The sequence below is a fragment of the Streptococcus oralis genome (assembly GCF_001588645.1).
Lineage (GTDB): Bacteria > Bacillota > Bacilli > Lactobacillales > Streptococcaceae > Streptococcus > Streptococcus oralis_AB.
On sequence record NZ_LAYF01000006.1, the window covers coordinates 72,179 to 87,345 of the forward strand.

Consider the following 15,167-nt stretch of genomic DNA (forward strand, 5'->3'; position numbering starts at 1 on the left):
AAAGACTGTAGAAGGATAACTGACGCTATCATCAGTATCCGAGAGAAATTTTACTTTATTTCACAGACTAACTAAAGGAGACATAATGGCAGACCGAGGCTTGCTAATCGTTTTTTCTGGTCCTTCAGGAGTTGGGAAAGGAACGGTTAGAAGAGAGATTTTTGAGAGTTCTGAGAATCAATTTCAATACTCTGTATCGATGACGACACGTGCGCAACGTCCTGGCGAAGTGGACGGGGTGGACTATTTCTTCCGTACTCGTGAAGAGTTTGAAGAGCTGATCCGTCAAGGTCAGATGTTGGAATATGCAGAATATGTCGGTAACTACTATGGAACTCCTTTGACCTATGTCAATGAAACTCTGGACAAGGGAATCGATGTCTTTCTTGAGATTGAAGTTCAGGGAGCTCTTCAGGTTAAGAAAAAAGTTCCAGATGCTGTCTTTATCTTTCTAACGCCACCAGATTTGGATGAATTGCAAGATCGTTTGGTAGGTCGTGGAACAGATAGCGCTGAAGTGATTGCCCAACGAATCGAAAAAGCCAAGGAAGAAATTGCCCTCATGCGTGAGTATGATTATGCCATTGTCAACGATCAGGTGCCCCTCGCTGCTGAACGTGTCAAGCGTGTGATTGAAGCAGAACACTTCCGAGTGGACCGTGTCATTGGTCACTACCAGGAGATGTTGCCAAAATCTCCGACTACTCGATAAACTATAGGAAACAGGTACAAGCAAATGATGTTAAAACCCTCTATTGATACCTTGCTAGACAAGGTACCATCAAAATATTCACTCGTAATCTTGGAAGCAAAACGTGCCCATGAACTAGAAGCCGGTGCACCAGCAACTCAAGAGTTTAAGTCTGAAAAATCAACTCTTCGCGCTTTGGAAGAAATCGAGTCAGGCAATGTAACCATTCACCCAGATCCAGAAGGAAAACGTGAAGCGGTTCGTCTCCGTATCGAAGAAGAAAAACGCCACAAAGAAGAAGAAGAAAAGAAAATCAAAGAGCAAATCGCTAAAGAAAAAGAAGATGGTGAAAAAATTTAAGGTTGGGGGGACTCAATCTTATTTTTTCTATTGCAAGAATTTACTGACAAGAAGGAGGTGAGAAGATGGCTATAGCAAAGATTATCGTGGATGTTCCCCTGATGCAGACGGACCAGCCCTATAGTTACAAGGTTCCTGAGGAATTTGTAGACATGCTGGAAGTCGGTATGCGGGTCCATGTCCCCTTTGGTAAGGGCAATCGTTTGATCCAAGGTATTGTGCTTGGCCTGGAGTCCCAGTCGGATGAAGAGGTTGCTGATCAGGACTTGAAAGAGATTGCGGAAGTGCTGGATTTTTCCCCGGTTCTCACTCAAGAGCAACTCTGGCTGGCTGAGGAGTTACGCAAGTCTGTCTTTTCTTATAAAATCTCCATTCTAAAAGCCATGTTGCCGGGATTTTTAAACTCCAGTTATGATAAGATTCTCTATCCTCTGGAAGGCCTAAGTCAGGCAGACAAAGAGCGTCTGTTTGGTTCCGAAGATTCGCTAGCCTTTTCTTCTCTAAACCTTGCTAAACAGGCAGAAATGATGCGCTTGACCAGGAAAGGTCTGCTCCGCTTAGAATACCAGGCAGTCGATCAGAAGAAGGTCAAGACCCAGTCGTGGTATGAGGTCCATGTTGAGCAGTTAGAAGGTATTGAGATTTCTGCGCGTGCCAAGAAAAAGGCAGAGCTGAGAGACTATTTGCTTTCTCATCCCGAAAGTGCTCCTCTGGCTAGCTTGTTAGAATCCTACTCACGCGAGCAAGTCAACTTTTTTGTGGATCAAGGAGCTCTAAGCCTTGTCCACAAGGAAGTGCAACGTTCAGCTGCTTATTTTGAAGGCATTGAAGCAAGTAGACCTTTGGAGCTGAACCCAGAGCAAAGACAAGCTCGCGATGCTGTTATCAGTGCTATTGGCAGTCAGCAACCTCCTTTCCTCCTTCAAGGGATTACAGGAAGTGGGAAAACAGAGGTTTACTTACAGATCATCCAAGGAGCCTTGAATAAGGGTAAGACGGCTATTTTGCTGGTACCTGAGATTTCTCTGACGCCACAAATGACGGAGCGTTTTATTGCTCGTTTCGGCGAGAAAGTAGCCATCCTTCACTCAGGCCTGTCTAATGGTGAAAAGTACGATGAATGGCGCAAAGTGGAACGTGGAGATGCTCAAGTTGTTGTTGGAGCCAGATCAGCCATCTTTGCTCCTCTGAAAAATCTAGGTGTCATCATTATCGATGAAGAACATGAAGCCAGTTACAAGCAAGACAGCAATCCGCGTTATCATGCTAGAGAGGTCGCCATTCTACGGGCCCAGTACAATCAAGCGGCCCTGGTCCTTGGTTCGGCGACACCGAGCTTAGAGAGCCGTGCGCGTGCTGGAAAAGGGGTCTATCAACACTTACGTCTGACCCAACGGGCCAATCCTTTGGCTACGATTCCTGAGGTTCAAGTGATTGACTTTCGTGACTATATCGGGCAGAATGAGACATCAAACTTTACTCCTCCTTTGCTAGAAGCCATCCAAGACCGTTTGGATAAAAAAGAGCAGGTAGTCCTCATGCTCAACCGTCGGGGTTATTCTAGCTTTGTTATGTGTCGGGAGTGTGGGACGGTGGATACTTGTCCCAACTGCGATATTTCTCTGACTCTCCACATGGATACCAAGACCATGAACTGCCATTACTGTGGTTTTTCGAAGGGAATTCCTCATGTCTGTCCCAACTGTCAGAGCCGCAGTATTCGTTATTACGGGACGGGGACTCAGAAAGCCTATGATGAGCTGGCAGAACTCTTTCCTCAGGCCCGCATTCTGCGGATGGATGTGGATACGACCCGTAGGAAAGGAAGTCACCAAGCTCTTCTTGACCAGTTTGGTCGAGGGGAAGCGGATATCTTGCTGGGAACTCAGATGATTGCCAAGGGCTTGGATTTCCCAAATGTGACTCTGGTCGGAGTTCTTAATGCAGATACGGCCTTGAATCTGCCTGATTTCCGTTCTTCTGAGAGAACCTTCCAACTCTTAACCCAGGTGGCTGGTCGGGCAGGACGTGCGGAAAAAGCTGGGCAGGTCTTGATCCAGTCTTACAATCCTGATCATTATGCCATTCGTTTTGCCAAGGAACAGGATTATGAAGGTTTTTATGCCTATGAAATGAGTATCAGACGCCAACTTGGCTATCCGCCTTATTATTTCACTATTGGGATTACCCTCTCTCACAAGAAAGAAGAAGAGGTTGTCAAACGTGCCTATGAAGTTATGGGGATTTTGCGCTCAGGTTTATCGGAAACTAGTAAAATCCTTGGACCGACACCAAAACCCATTGCCCGCACCCACAACCTTTATCATTACCAGATTTTGATTAAATACCGTTTAGAAGATGAGCTGGGACCAACTCTCAATCGAGTTTTAGCCTTGACTCAAGAACGGGAAAATAGCGAGCTTCGTCTTAGTATTGACCACGAACCGCAGCAATTTTTATAAGAAGGAGAAGAAATGACAAAACTAATCTTTATGGGGACACCTGATTTTTCAGCGACAGTTTTGAAGGGGTTGTTATCAGACAACCGTTACGAGATTCTGGCTGTTGTGACTCAGCCAGACCGCGCTGTTGGCCGTAAAAAAGTGATCCAAGAAACCCCAGTCAAGCAGGCTGCCAAAGAAGCAGGTCTTCCCATTTACCAGCCTGAAAAATTATCTGGAAGTCCAGAGATGGAAGCCATTATGAATTTAGGAGCAGATGGGATTATCACTGCTGCTTTTGGGCAATTTCTCCCAAGTAAACTCCTTGATAGCATGGATTTTGCGGTCAATGTTCACGCTTCCCTTCTTCCCAAACACCGTGGTGGAGCCCCCATTCATTATGCCTTGATTCAAGGGGATGAGGAAGCTGGTGTGACCATTATGGAGATGGTTAAGGAGATGGATGCCGGTGATATGATTTCCCGTCGCAGTATTCCCATCACAGATGAGGACAATGTCGGCACCTTGTTTGAAAAATTAGCGATTGTTGGTCGTGATTTGCTTTTGGACACCCTTCCTGGTTATATTACTGGGGAGATCAAACCTGAACCACAAGATCCTAGTCAAGTCACTTTCTCGCCAAATATTAAGCCAGAAGAAGAGAAACTTGATTGGACTAAAACCAATCGCCAACTCTTCAACCAAATCCGTGGGATGAATCCATGGCCTGTTGCCCACACTTTTCTCAAGGGAGACCGCTTTAAGATTTATGAAGCCCTGCCAGTAGAAGGTCAGGGAAATCCAGGCGAGATCCTCTCTATTGGTAAGAAGGAATTGATCGTCGCTACGGCAGAAGGTGCTCTATCCCTCAAGCAAGTGCAGCCAGCTGGTAAACCTAAGATGGACATTTCTTCCTTCCTCAACGGAGTGGGACGGACATTGACTGTAGGAGAACGATTTGGTGACTAAAGTAGAAACGGCTAGAAATCTAGCTCTAGCAGTGTTAGAGGATGTTTTTGTCAACCAAGCATATTCAAATATTGCCTTAAATAAACACCTCAAGGGGAGTCAACTCTCAGTAGCAGACAAGGGTTTGGTGACAGAGATTGTCTACGGAACGGTAGCCCGCAAACTCACCTTAGAATGGTACCTGTCCCACTTTATTCAAGACCGAGACAAGCTAGATAACTGGCTCTATGTTCTTCTTCTCATGAGCGCCTACCAACTTCGGTATCTGGATAAGATTCCTAATCACGCTGTTGTTAATGAAGCGGTGGAACTAGCCAAAGCCCGTAAAAAAGGCAGTGAAAAAATGGTCAACGCTGTTCTTCGTCGTATCTTGCGAGAAGGGTGGCCAGATATTGCAACTATCAAACGCAAAAACAAGCGTGATTCCATTGCCTATTCTCTCCCAGTTTGGCTAGTGTCTAAGCTCAAGGAAGAATACGGCGAAGAGCGAGCCCAAGCCATCTTTGAAAGCCTCTTGGTGCGCAACAAAGCCAGCATCCGAGTGACCGACTTGAGTCGAAAAGAGGAAATCAAAGCCGTGTTAGAGGCGAGTGATTCACCTTTGGCTGTTTCTGGTTTGGTTAAGGAGCAGGGACACTTTGCAGGACATGATTTGTTCGCAGAAGGGGCTATAACCATCCAAGACGAGTCCAGTCAATTGGTTGCTCCGACTCTTGATCTGCAAGGCCATGAGCAGGTCCTGGATGCCTGTGCAGCTCCGGGTGGGAAAACAGCTCATATGGCTTCTTACCTCACATCTGGTAAGGTAACGGCTTTGGATCTTTATGATCATAAGTTGGACTTGATCCAAGAAAATGCGGAGCGTTTAGGTGTGGCAGAACGAGTGCAAACGCAAAAATTGGATGCCAGAAAAGTGCATGAGTTTTTTGAAAAGGACTCCTTTGATAAGATTTTAGTAGATGCTCCCTGTTCTGGGATTGGACTCTTGCGTCGTAAACCAGACATCAAATACAATAAAGAAACAGCAGATTTCACATCCTTACAGGAAATTCAGCTGGAAATATTAGGTAGTGTTTGTCAAACGCTACGAAAAGGTGGTATAATAACTTATAGTACCTGTACTATTGTCTCTGAGGAGAACTTTCAAGTCGTTGAGGCGTTTTTAGAAAGTCATCCCGAGTTCGAGCAGGTTAAACTAGAACACGAATGTAAAGATATCCTGAAAGATGGCTGCATCCTGATCACTCCAGAATTGTATGGAAGTGATGGATTCTTTATCAGCCAATTTCGCAAGATATCAGAATAGGAAGGAACTGACACAATGGAAATAGCATTATTAACAGATGTTGGTCAGAAACGGACAAATAATCAGGACTATGTCAATCACTTTGTCAACCGAGCAGGACGCACTATGATCATCTTGGCTGACGGGATGGGAGGACACCGTGCAGGAAATATCGCTAGTGAGATGGCGGTAACAGACCTTGGTGTGGCTTGGGTAGATACCCAAATTGACTCAGTCAATGAAGTTCGTGAGTGGTTTGCCCACTACCTGGAGATTGAAAATCAAAAAATTCATCAACTAGGTCAGGACGAAGCCTACAGAGGTATGGGAACAACGCTAGAAGCTGTCGCGTTTATTGACAACCAAGCCATCTATGCTCACATTGGAGATTCTCGTATCGGTTTGATTCGTGGAGAAGAATACCACCAGTTGACAAGTGACCATTCCTTGGTCAACGAATTGCTCAAGGCTGGTCAATTGACTCCAGAAGAAGCAGAAACTCACCCTCAAAAGAATATCATCACCCAGTCTATCGGACAAAAAGATGAAATCCAGCCAGATTTTGGGATGATTACATTGGAGTCAGGAGATTATCTCTTGCTCAATAGTGATGGTTTGACCAATATGATTTCAGCAAGCGAGATTTATGATATCGTAACCAGTGATATTTCCCTAGCAGACAAGGCGGCAACCCTCATTCGCTTCGCTAACAATGCAGGAGGTTTAGACAACATTACGGTTGCCCTTGTTTACATGAACGAGGAGGCAGCAGAATGATCCAAATCGGCAAGATTTTTGCCGGGCGGTATCGGATTGTCAAGCAGATTGGTCGAGGAGGCATGGCAGATGTTTACTTGGCCAAGGATTTGATCCTAGACGGGGAAGAAGTGGCAGTGAAGGTCCTGAGGACCAACTACCAGACGGACCCGATTGCTGTGGCACGTTTCCAGCGCGAAGCGAGGGCCATGGCGGATCTGGACCATCCTCATATCGTTCGGATAACAGATATTGGTGAGGAAGACGGTCAACAGTACCTGGCTATGGAATACGTAGCAGGCCTTGACCTCAAGCGTTATATTAAAGAACACTATCCTCTTTCAAATGAAGAAGCAGTTCGGATCATGGGGCAAATCCTCTTGGCCATGCGCTTAGCCCATACTCGAGGAATTGTTCACCGAGATTTGAAACCTCAAAATATCCTCTTGACACCTGACGGCACAGCTAAGGTCACGGACTTTGGGATTGCCGTAGCCTTTGCGGAGACCAGTCTGACCCAGACAAACTCAATGTTAGGCTCTGTTCATTATTTATCACCTGAACAAGCGCGTGGTTCTAAAGCGACCTTCCAGAGTGATATCTATGCAATGGGGATTATCTTCTATGAAATGCTGACGGGACATATCCCTTATGATGGGGATAGTGCGGTTACGATTGCCCTCCAGCATTTCCAGAAGCCACTTCCGTCCGTCATAGCTGAAAACCCATCTGTCCCTCAGGCTTTAGAAAATGTTGTCATCAAGGCAACTGCTAAGAAGTTGTCAGACCGTTATCAGTCTGTTTCAGAAATGTATGTGGACTTGTCAACTAGCTTGTCTTATAATCGTCGGAATGAACCGAAGCTGGTCTTTGACGATGCGAGTAAGGCAGACACGAAGACTTTACCTAAAGTTCCACAAAGTACACTGACATCGATTCCTAAAGCTCCGGCGCAAGAAGAACGCCCTCAGCCAAAGAAACCAACTCAACCGGTCACAGAGCCGGCTCCAGCGCCAAAACCAGCCAAGAAACGGAAGTTTAAGGCTCGCTATATGATTCTTTTGGCCAGTCTTCTATTGGTTGTAGCCTCTTTGGTCTGGATTTTATCAAGAACACCAGCAACGATTCCTATTCCTGATGTAGCTGGACAAACCGTTGCAGAGGCTAAGGAAGCTCTTAAAAAATCCAAGTTTGAAGCCGGTGAAGAAAAGTCAGAGGCCAGCGATACCGTAGCAGAAGGACGTGTTATTCGAACGGATCCAGAAGCTGGTAGTGGCCGAAAAGAAGGAACCAAGGTCAATTTGATTGTTTCTTCTGGTAAGCAATCCTTCCAAGTGAGCAATTACGTCGGACGCAAGTATACGGATGTTGTAGCTGAACTCAAGGAGAAGAAGGTTCCTGAAAATCTAATCAAGATGGAAGAGGAAGAATCCAGCGAAAGCGAACCTGGAACCGTCCTCAGACAGACCCCTGCATCGGGTTCGACCTATGATCTCTCAAAAGCCACTACGATTACCTTAACAGTGGCTAAGAAGGTGACTAGTGTCAGCATGCCGAACTACATCGGTTCAAGTCTCGAGTTTACAAAGAATAACTTGACTCAGATTGTCGGTGTGAAGGAAGCAAATATTGAGGTTGTAGAAGTATCGACTGCTCCTGAAGGAACGGCAGAAGGAACTGTTGTAAGTCAAACGCCAAGAGCAGGAGAACAGGTTGATCTTGCAAGTACGCGTATCAAACTTTCCATCTACAAACCAAAAACACCACCATCAACTTCATCCTCTAATCCTGCCCAACGTGGGAACCAAGGTTCTCCTACAAGTCCAAACCAGGGGAACCAACAAGGAAATCAACAAGGGAACACTCCTTCGAGCAGTTCATCCAATAATGAAGGATCTCACGAAAGTTCTCGAGATTAAACGAATCTTTGTCATGATTTCATGACAAAGATTTTTTTTCACAAGATTTTGTGATAAAATATAGGAAGTAGAAAAAAGGAGGAGAAAATGGACGAATCGAGAGAGTTGAATGCCGTCATTGATGTGATTATGCTAGCAGGAACCATTCTCCTGAAAAGTGGCTCAGAGATTCATCGGGTTGAGGATACTATGATCCGTATTGCCCATTCGCAGGGAATTATGGATTGTAATGTTCTTGCCATGCCCGCAGCTATTTTCTTTTCTATTGAAAACACCAATATTTCTCGGATGAAACGGGTAACCTCATCCTCTTATAACATTGAAAAAGTCTGTGATGTCAACCAAGTATCACGGGAGCTTGTCGGAGGGCAGATCGATCTCTCGACAGCCTTTAAAAAGCTGAAAGAAATCGGCAATCAAGCCCTTCCTTATACCAAGTTCCAAGTGACCGTAGCAGCGACCCTCAGTGCCCCTTTCTTCTCTATTATGTTTGGGGGCAATGTCTATGACGCTTTTGGCGCAGCTATTGCGACCTTATTTGGATTTGCCTTCTCTCTCTACGTAGAGAAGTTTGTCCGCATTCCTTTTGTAACGGCCTTTGCGGGTGCCTTTGTTTTCGGATTGATCGCCCAGTTCTGGGCCCGCTATACAGGATTTCCTTCGACGGCAGACCTGATTATAGCAGGTGCTGTCATGCCCTTTGTTCCAGGGATTGCTCTGACAAATGCGGTACGGGATATCATGACCAACCATATCAACTCTGGTATGAGCAAGATGTTTGAATCTTTGCTCATTACCCTCGCTTTAGGGGCCGGCACCTCTGTCGCCCTGGTTTTGATGACATAAGATGACTCTAACAAGTATTTTGCTCCAAGCAGTGGCGAGTTTACTCGCCATTATCACCTTTCTAATCGTACTGAATGTTCAACGCTCCATGCTCCTACCTGGTGGTGTTTTGGGAATGGGTGTTTGGCTCCTCTATCTCGTGCTCAAAGAACCAACCAATGTTATTATTGCGACCTTTATCGCAGCAGTAATTGGCTCTTGCATCAGCCAGATTTTAAGTATTGTCTATAAGACACCAGCGGTGGTCTTTGTCTTGGCCATTCTTGCCCCCTTGGTGCCAGGTTATTTATCCTATCGAACGACAGCTTTCTTTGTGACAGGCGATTACAGCCATGCTATTGCCAGCGCGACTTTGGTGGTTATGTTAGCCCTTGTTATTTCCATTGGAATGGCAAGTGGAACAGTAATTCTAAAACTTTATTACTATATCCGAAAACAACGAGGAATCTCTTCCTAATGCAGTAAAAGCAAAGACTTGATTTGTTGAATCAAGTCTTTTTTCTCTCTTTTGTCCCTATTTGTGATAAAATAGAATGAAACGATTTTTTACAATGAATGAAAAAACAGAGGTAAATATGACAATCGGTATTGATAAGATTGGTTTTGCGACCAGTCAATATGTCTTGAAATTACAAGACTTAGCAGAAGCGAGGGGAGTTGACCCCGAAAAATTTAGCAAGGGACTCTTGTTAAATGAAATTAGTATTGCGCCACTGACTGAGGACATTGTTACCTTGGCAGCTAGTGCAAGCAACTCTATTTTAACAGACAAAGAAAAAGAAGAAATCGATATGATCATCGTGGCAACCGAGTCAGGGATTGACCAGAGTAAGGCAGCGGCAGTCTTTGTTCATGGCCTATTAGGCATTCAACCTTTCGCTCGTAGCTTTGAAATCAAAGAAGCCTGCTATGGAGCGACAGCTGCCCTTCATTATGCTAAATTGCATGTGGAGAATTCTCCAGAGTCTAAGGTTCTGGTCATTGCCAGTGATATTGCCAAATATGGTGTAGGAACTCCAGGTGAACCAACTCAGGGTGCTGGAAGTGTGGCGATGTTGATCACCCAAAATCCGCGCATCATGGCCTTTAACAATGATAATGTTGCCCAAACGAGAGACATCATGGATTTCTGGCGTCCGAACTACTCAAGCACTCCTTATGTAAACGGCATGTACTCGACCCAACAGTATCTTGATTGCCTGACAACGACTTGGGATGAATACAAGAAACGCTATGATTGGACTATGGATGACTTTGCGGCTATCTGCTTCCACTTGCCTTATCCTAAGTTGGCCCTAAAAGGCTTGCGCAAGATGATGGACAAGAACTTATCTCAAGAGAAAAAGGATAGTCTGCAAGAAAACTTTGACAAGTCCATTCTCTACAGTCAGATGATTGGAAATATCTACACAGGTTCTCTCTTCCTCGGCCTCCTTTCTCTTTTGGAAAATGCAGAGACTTTGAAGGCTGGAGATAAAATTGCCCTCTACAGTTACGGAAGTGGAGCGGTTTCAGAGTTCTTTAGTGGAGAGCTGGTAGAAGGTTATGAAACTTATCTTGATAAGGATCGCTTGAGCAAACTTAAACAACGTACAACATTGTCTGTTGCAAACTATGAAAAAGTCTTCTTCGAAGACTTGCAGTTGGATGAGTCTGGTTCAGCCCAATTTGCAGGTTATGAACATCAAGACTATGCCTTGGTTGAAATTGTCGACCACCAACGCCATTATAGCAAGGTTGAAAAATAATGAAGATAAGTTGGAATGGATTTTCTAAAAAAACATACCATGAGCGCCTGGAGTTGTTGCGAGCTCAGGCGCTCCTTAGTCCTGAAAAGCAAACGAGTCTGGAGCAGGATGAACAAGTCAGTTTATCTGTTGCAGACCAGCTGAGTGAGAATGTGGTAGGAACTTTTTCTCTTCCTTATTCCATCATTCCAGAGCTTGTGGTGAATGGTCAGGACTACACAGTTCCCTATGTGACAGAAGAACCCTCAGTGGTTGCTGCGGCCAGCTATGCTAGTAAAATCATCAAGCGAGCAGGCGGCTTTACTGCTCAAGTACATGAGCGCCAGATGATTGGTCAGGTAGCCCTTTATCAAGTTGCTGATCCTGAACAAGCGCAAGAGAAGATTGCCAGCAAGAAAGCCGAGCTCTTGGAACTTGCCAATCAAGCCTATCCTTCTATCGTCAAACGTGGTGGTGGGGCGCGTGATTTGCATGTAGAACAGATCAAAGGTGAAACAGACTTTCTCGTTGTTTATCTTCATGTCGATACCCAGGAAGCCATGGGAGCCAATATGCTCAACACCATGCTGGAAGCCTTGAAACCAGTCTTAGAAGAACTCAGTCAAGGACAGAGTCTCATGGGTATCCTGTCTAACTACGCAACCGATTCTCTGGTGACAGCAAGCTGTCGTATCGCCTTTCGCTACTTGAACCCTCAAAAGGATCAAGGACGAGAAATTGCGGAGAAAATAGCCTTGGCCAGCCAGTTTGCGCAGGCTGATCCCTACCGAGCAGCTACTCATAATAAAGGGATTTTTAATGGTATTGATGCCATTTTGATTGCTACGGGTAATGACTGGCGTGCCATCGAAGCTGGGGCCCATGCCTTTGCCAGTCGAGATGGACGCTATCAAGGCCTCAGCCGATGGAGTCTCGATAGGGACTCAGAAGAATTGGTCGGTGAGATGACCTTACCTATGCCCGTAGCGACCAAGGGTGGCTCTATCGGTCTCAATCCTCGTGTAGCACTCAGCCATGAACTACTGGGAAATCCTTCAGCTAAGGAATTAGCTCAGATTATCGTGTCCATCGGTCTTGCCCAAAACTTTGCGGCCCTCAAAGCCTTGGTCAGTACGGGAATCCAGCAAGGCCACATGAAATTACAGGCCAAATCCCTAGCTCTCCTAGCTGGTGCTAGTGAGTCCGAAGTTGCTCCCCTCGTTGAGCGACTCATCGCAGATAAAACCTTTAACTTAGAGGCAGCCCAGCGCTATCTCGAAAACTTAAGATCATAAAAAACTCAGACGAATTCGTCTGAGTTTTCTTGTGCTTATAGGCAATGAAAATCAAAAAGCAAACTAGGAAACTAGCCGCAGGCTGCTCAAAACACTGTTTTGAGGTTGCAGATGGAAGCTGACATGGTTTAAAGAGATTTTCGAAGAGTATTAAATACTTTTTCCTGGTAATAGGGTGACGGGTAAGAAGTAACCAGTTGTCGCGACTTCCTTGCCTTCAATCTTCTGCAAGAGGAGATCGACAGTGAGGTGGGCAATCTCTTTCATAGGTTGCTTAATCGTTGTCAGGTGAGGATAGTAGTTCTCGATAAAGTAGGTTCCATCATAGCCGATGACCTTGAGCTCATCAGGAACAGAAATTCCCAGCTCTTGAGCGATTTTGATCACTAGAATAGCTGTTAAATCATCCGAAGCAAAGATCGCATCTGGTTTCTGATGGGTCAAGATATTCTTGATTTCCATTTCTTTTCTGACGGGCGAAAAGTCACTCGAAACATTGATAATAGGTGCTTTCGGGAGAACAGAGGCAAAGCCAGCATGGCGCAGTCCAGTCGGTGAGTTGGAATTGTCATTTCCTGTAATCATGATGATAGACTGGGCTCCAGTCTTAACCAGAGTTTGGGCGGCGAGGACCCCGCCACCGTAGTTATCAGAGGAAACGACAGGGATGTCTGGAGACAAGTTTCGGTCAAAGGAAATGATCGGTGCCGTCACACGATTGTAGTCCTCGATTCCCAAGTTGTGACTTCCAGAAATGATACCATCGACCTGATTGGCCTCCAGCATTTCAATGTACTCTCGTTCTTTTTCAGAGTCGTGTTCGCTGTTACAGATGATGGTCTTGTAGCCATTTTTGAAGAGCTGGTGTTCCAACTTGTCGATCAACTCCGCATAAAAGACATGACTGATGTTTGGAAAAATAAGTCCAATCAACTTGGCAGATTTTCCTTGGAGGCTTCGAGCCAGATTGTTGGGTTTGTAGCCCAATTCTCGCATGGCTTCATTAACCTTTTGAATGGTTTTCTCAGATAGATAGCCCTTTTTATTGATGACCCGTGAGACGGTAGTGGGGCTGACGCCTGCAAGTTTTGCGACATCAGTTAGTTTTGCGACCATAATCTAATTCATAGTAAGTTCCAGTTGGGTTTCCAGACTTGATCAGGATACCATTTTGGTCCGCATGTGGGAAGACACGACCAGAAAATACTTTTTCTCCTTTATTGATGAAAATTTCAAAGACCGACTTGTCGATGAAGATAGTGGCAGTAGTAGCTTGGTTATCGATAGGGCAAGAACGAGTCGTACCAAATTCTTGGGCGTACTGTTCACCAGCCTGACTACGATCCACTGTCACCTGTCCATTGACAAGGTCAAAGTTGATTGAAAGCCCCTTGCCTTCTTTATCAGCGAGCAAGACAATCTCGCTTTGGCTATTGGCTTCTAAGTTGAGCTCCAGTTCATAGGTGTTATTGGTTTGAGTATGATTTGAGAAGACCTCTTCAGAAGAACGAAGTTCTTTGACGGCTGAGACAGGATATTGGTAGAGTTTGCCATCTTTGATAGTGAGTTCTTTGACCAATGAGAAGGTTCCTTGGTAATCAAAACAGTCAGATGGGTAAGAAACATCTGGTAACCCAAGCCAACTTACTGCTAGTGCACGTCCATCTGGAGCGTTGAAGGCTTGCGTTGCATAGGCTTCGAAACCATAGTCTAGATTTTGTAATGGAGACACTTCTACCATTTTGGCATTTTCAGGATCAAAGGAAGCCCCGATTTTGTACATGTTTGGATAGATATTGTCATAGTCTAGAACACTCTTATCCAATCCTTGTGGACAGTAGAGAAGGACAGGGTGCTCCCCTACAAAGACCAGATTTGGACATTCCATCATGTAGGCAGTACGGTCGTTAGCAAAGTCAAGGTCGCCAACTGTTTGCCAGTTTGTATAATCATTGTCCACAGCCTTGTAGAGACGGACGAAGCCTTTTTTCTCCAAGTCCTGTCCACCGACGATGGCATAATATTGACCTTTAAAGTTAAAAATTTGTGGGTCACGGAAGTGATCAGTAGAGTCTGCTGGCTGGTCAATCAAGACCTTGTCAATCTTTGTAATCTTGCCATCCTTATCTAAAAGAGCCCCGATCTGGTAGGGGTGACGGTTCCAGTTTTCATCACGGACATTTCCAGTATAAAATAGGAACAACTGATCGCCAAACTGCATGGCAGAACCAGAGTAGGCACCGTGGCTATCCAATGGAGTATCTGGTAAAACTTTGACTCCAGTTTCTGTAAAGTGTACCAAATCATCACTTTCAAGCTGCACCCAAGACTTCAACCCATGGGCTGCACCGAAGGGGAAGTTTTGGTAAAAGAGAATCCATTTGCCATCAAAATAAGAAAAACCATTTGGATCATTGAGAAGCCCCATTTTTGGCTCGACATGGTAACGAGTATGCCAAGGAGATTGTGCCATCTTTTCCTTGATTTGCTTGACTTCATCATCTGTCCAATCCTCGTAGCGTCTGTAGCGACGCTCTGTTGTCCATTCCATTATATCATTCCTCCGAAAGTTCTGCTATTTTAATAGTAACCGTTTTCGACCAAAAAAGCAAGTCTTTTATGTTAAAAAATAGCAAAAAATGTCAAACGATTATCATAAAAGAAAAGAAGAGGATTCAGCTAACTTTCACGAAAAAATGAAAGAAAATGAAAAATAAAAGCTTTGAACCCTCTAATTTAAAGATATTTTTATGAGTAAATAGAAGGACTCAGTCAAAAACTATCATAAATGAATATAAAGACCAGGAGAAAAATAAAAAATTCTGCAAAACGCTTGACATATTTTGGAAACATGATAAAATAATAGTCGTAGGGCGAA

13 protein-coding genes are annotated in these 15,167 nt (G+C 44.8%); 11 read left to right on the forward strand and 2 right to left on the reverse strand.

Going from position 1 to position 15,167, the window contains the following annotated elements:
• Positions 1-85 precede the first annotated feature (85 nt).
• From gmk to A0739_RS06015, 11 genes are all read left to right on the forward strand, one after another.
• A complete protein-coding gene (gene gmk, locus A0739_RS05965; protein WP_000775041.1) occupies positions 86-712 on the forward strand; it encodes a guanylate kinase in 627 nt (208 codons plus the stop codon).
• Positions 713-736: 24 nt separating this feature from the next.
• On the forward strand, positions 737-1,051 hold the full coding sequence (gene rpoZ / locus A0739_RS05970; RefSeq protein WP_061587380.1) for a DNA-directed RNA polymerase subunit omega: 315 nt from the start codon (positions 737-739) through the stop codon (positions 1,049-1,051).
• A gap of 65 nt (positions 1,052-1,116) precedes the next feature.
• Entirely contained in the window at positions 1,117-3,513 is a 2,397-nt protein-coding gene (locus A0739_RS05975) for a primosomal protein N' (RefSeq protein ID WP_061587381.1), read from the forward strand.
• A gap of 12 nt (positions 3,514-3,525) precedes the next feature.
• A complete protein-coding gene (gene fmt, locus A0739_RS05980) occupies positions 3,526-4,461 on the forward strand; it encodes a methionyl-tRNA formyltransferase (protein WP_061587382.1) in 936 nt (311 codons plus the stop codon).
• Positions 4,454-5,767, forward strand: a complete 1,314-nt coding sequence (rsmB, locus tag A0739_RS05985; protein ID WP_061587404.1) for a 16S rRNA (cytosine(967)-C(5))-methyltransferase RsmB — start codon at positions 4,454-4,456, stop codon at positions 5,765-5,767. Before fmt ends, rsmB begins: the two co-directional genes overlap by 8 nt.
• A 15-nt stretch (positions 5,768-5,782) precedes the next feature.
• Positions 5,783-6,523: a Stp1/IreP family PP2C-type Ser/Thr phosphatase gene (locus tag A0739_RS05990; protein ID WP_000401527.1), complete on the forward strand. Its 741-nt coding sequence runs from the start codon at positions 5,783-5,785 to the stop codon at positions 6,521-6,523.
• Positions 6,520-8,421, forward strand: coding sequence for a Stk1 family PASTA domain-containing Ser/Thr kinase (gene pknB / locus A0739_RS05995; RefSeq protein WP_061587383.1), 1,902 nt, complete (start codon positions 6,520-6,522; stop codon positions 8,419-8,421). The genes A0739_RS05990 and pknB overlap by 4 nt, the downstream gene beginning before the upstream one ends.
• 87 nt (positions 8,422-8,508) lie before the next feature.
• On the forward strand, positions 8,509-9,267 hold the full coding sequence (locus A0739_RS06000; protein WP_000344542.1) for a threonine/serine exporter family protein: 759 nt from the start codon (positions 8,509-8,511) through the stop codon (positions 9,265-9,267).
• A gap of 1 nt (position 9,268) precedes the next feature.
• Positions 9,269-9,724 (forward strand): threonine/serine exporter family protein, encoded by a 456-nt coding sequence (locus A0739_RS06005; RefSeq protein ID WP_000176907.1) that lies wholly within the window; start codon positions 9,269-9,271, stop codon positions 9,722-9,724.
• 118 nt (positions 9,725-9,842) lie between these two features.
• The gene (locus tag A0739_RS06010; protein ID WP_061587405.1) at positions 9,843-11,015 is read left to right on the forward strand and encodes a hydroxymethylglutaryl-CoA synthase; all 1,173 of its coding nucleotides are present in this window, start codon (positions 9,843-9,845) and stop codon (positions 11,013-11,015) included.
• Positions 11,015-12,289, forward strand: a complete 1,275-nt coding sequence (locus A0739_RS06015) for a hydroxymethylglutaryl-CoA reductase, degradative (protein WP_061587384.1) — start codon at positions 11,015-11,017, stop codon at positions 12,287-12,289. Before A0739_RS06010 ends, A0739_RS06015 begins: the two co-directional genes overlap by 1 nt.
• Before the next feature lie 150 nt (positions 12,290-12,439).
• On the opposite strand, the gene A0739_RS06020 is transcribed toward A0739_RS06015, so the two are convergent.
• Together A0739_RS06020 and A0739_RS06025 are read right to left on the reverse strand one after the other, a co-directional pair.
• Complete coding sequence (locus A0739_RS06020) at positions 12,440-13,405, reverse strand: LacI family DNA-binding transcriptional regulator (protein ID WP_000225990.1); 966 nt, start codon at positions 13,403-13,405, stop codon at positions 12,440-12,442.
• Entirely contained in the window at positions 13,386-14,840 is a 1,455-nt protein-coding gene (locus A0739_RS06025) for a sucrose-6-phosphate hydrolase (RefSeq protein ID WP_061587385.1), read from the reverse strand. The genes A0739_RS06020 and A0739_RS06025 overlap by 20 nt, the downstream gene beginning before the upstream one ends.
• Positions 14,841-15,167: the final 327 nt, after the last annotated feature.

Coding starts and splice junctions, on each gene's coding strand:
- gmk (WP_000775041.1), top strand. CDS start 86: ATGGCAGACCGAGGCTTGCTAATCGTTTTTTCTGGTCCTTCAGGAGTT.
- rpoZ (WP_061587380.1), top strand. CDS start 737: ATGATGTTAAAACCCTCTATTGATACCTTGCTAGACAAGGTACCATCA.
- A0739_RS05975 (WP_061587381.1), top strand. CDS start 1,117: ATGGCTATAGCAAAGATTATCGTGGATGTTCCCCTGATGCAGACGGAC.
- fmt (WP_061587382.1), top strand. CDS start 3,526: ATGACAAAACTAATCTTTATGGGGACACCTGATTTTTCAGCGACAGTT.
- A0739_RS05990 (WP_000401527.1), top strand. CDS start 5,783: ATGGAAATAGCATTATTAACAGATGTTGGTCAGAAACGGACAAATAAT.
- pknB (WP_061587383.1), top strand. CDS start 6,520: ATGATCCAAATCGGCAAGATTTTTGCCGGGCGGTATCGGATTGTCAAG.
- A0739_RS06000 (WP_000344542.1), top strand. CDS start 8,509: ATGGACGAATCGAGAGAGTTGAATGCCGTCATTGATGTGATTATGCTA.
- A0739_RS06005 (WP_000176907.1), top strand. CDS start 9,269: ATGACTCTAACAAGTATTTTGCTCCAAGCAGTGGCGAGTTTACTCGCC.
- A0739_RS06010 (WP_061587405.1), top strand. CDS start 9,843: ATGACAATCGGTATTGATAAGATTGGTTTTGCGACCAGTCAATATGTC.
- A0739_RS06015 (WP_061587384.1), top strand. CDS start 11,015: ATGAAGATAAGTTGGAATGGATTTTCTAAAAAAACATACCATGAGCGC.
- A0739_RS06020 (WP_000225990.1), bottom strand. CDS start 13,405: ATGGTCGCAAAACTAACTGATGTCGCAAAACTTGCAGGCGTCAGCCCC.
- A0739_RS06025 (WP_061587385.1), bottom strand. CDS start 14,840: ATGGAATGGACAACAGAGCGTCGCTACAGACGCTACGAGGATTGGACA.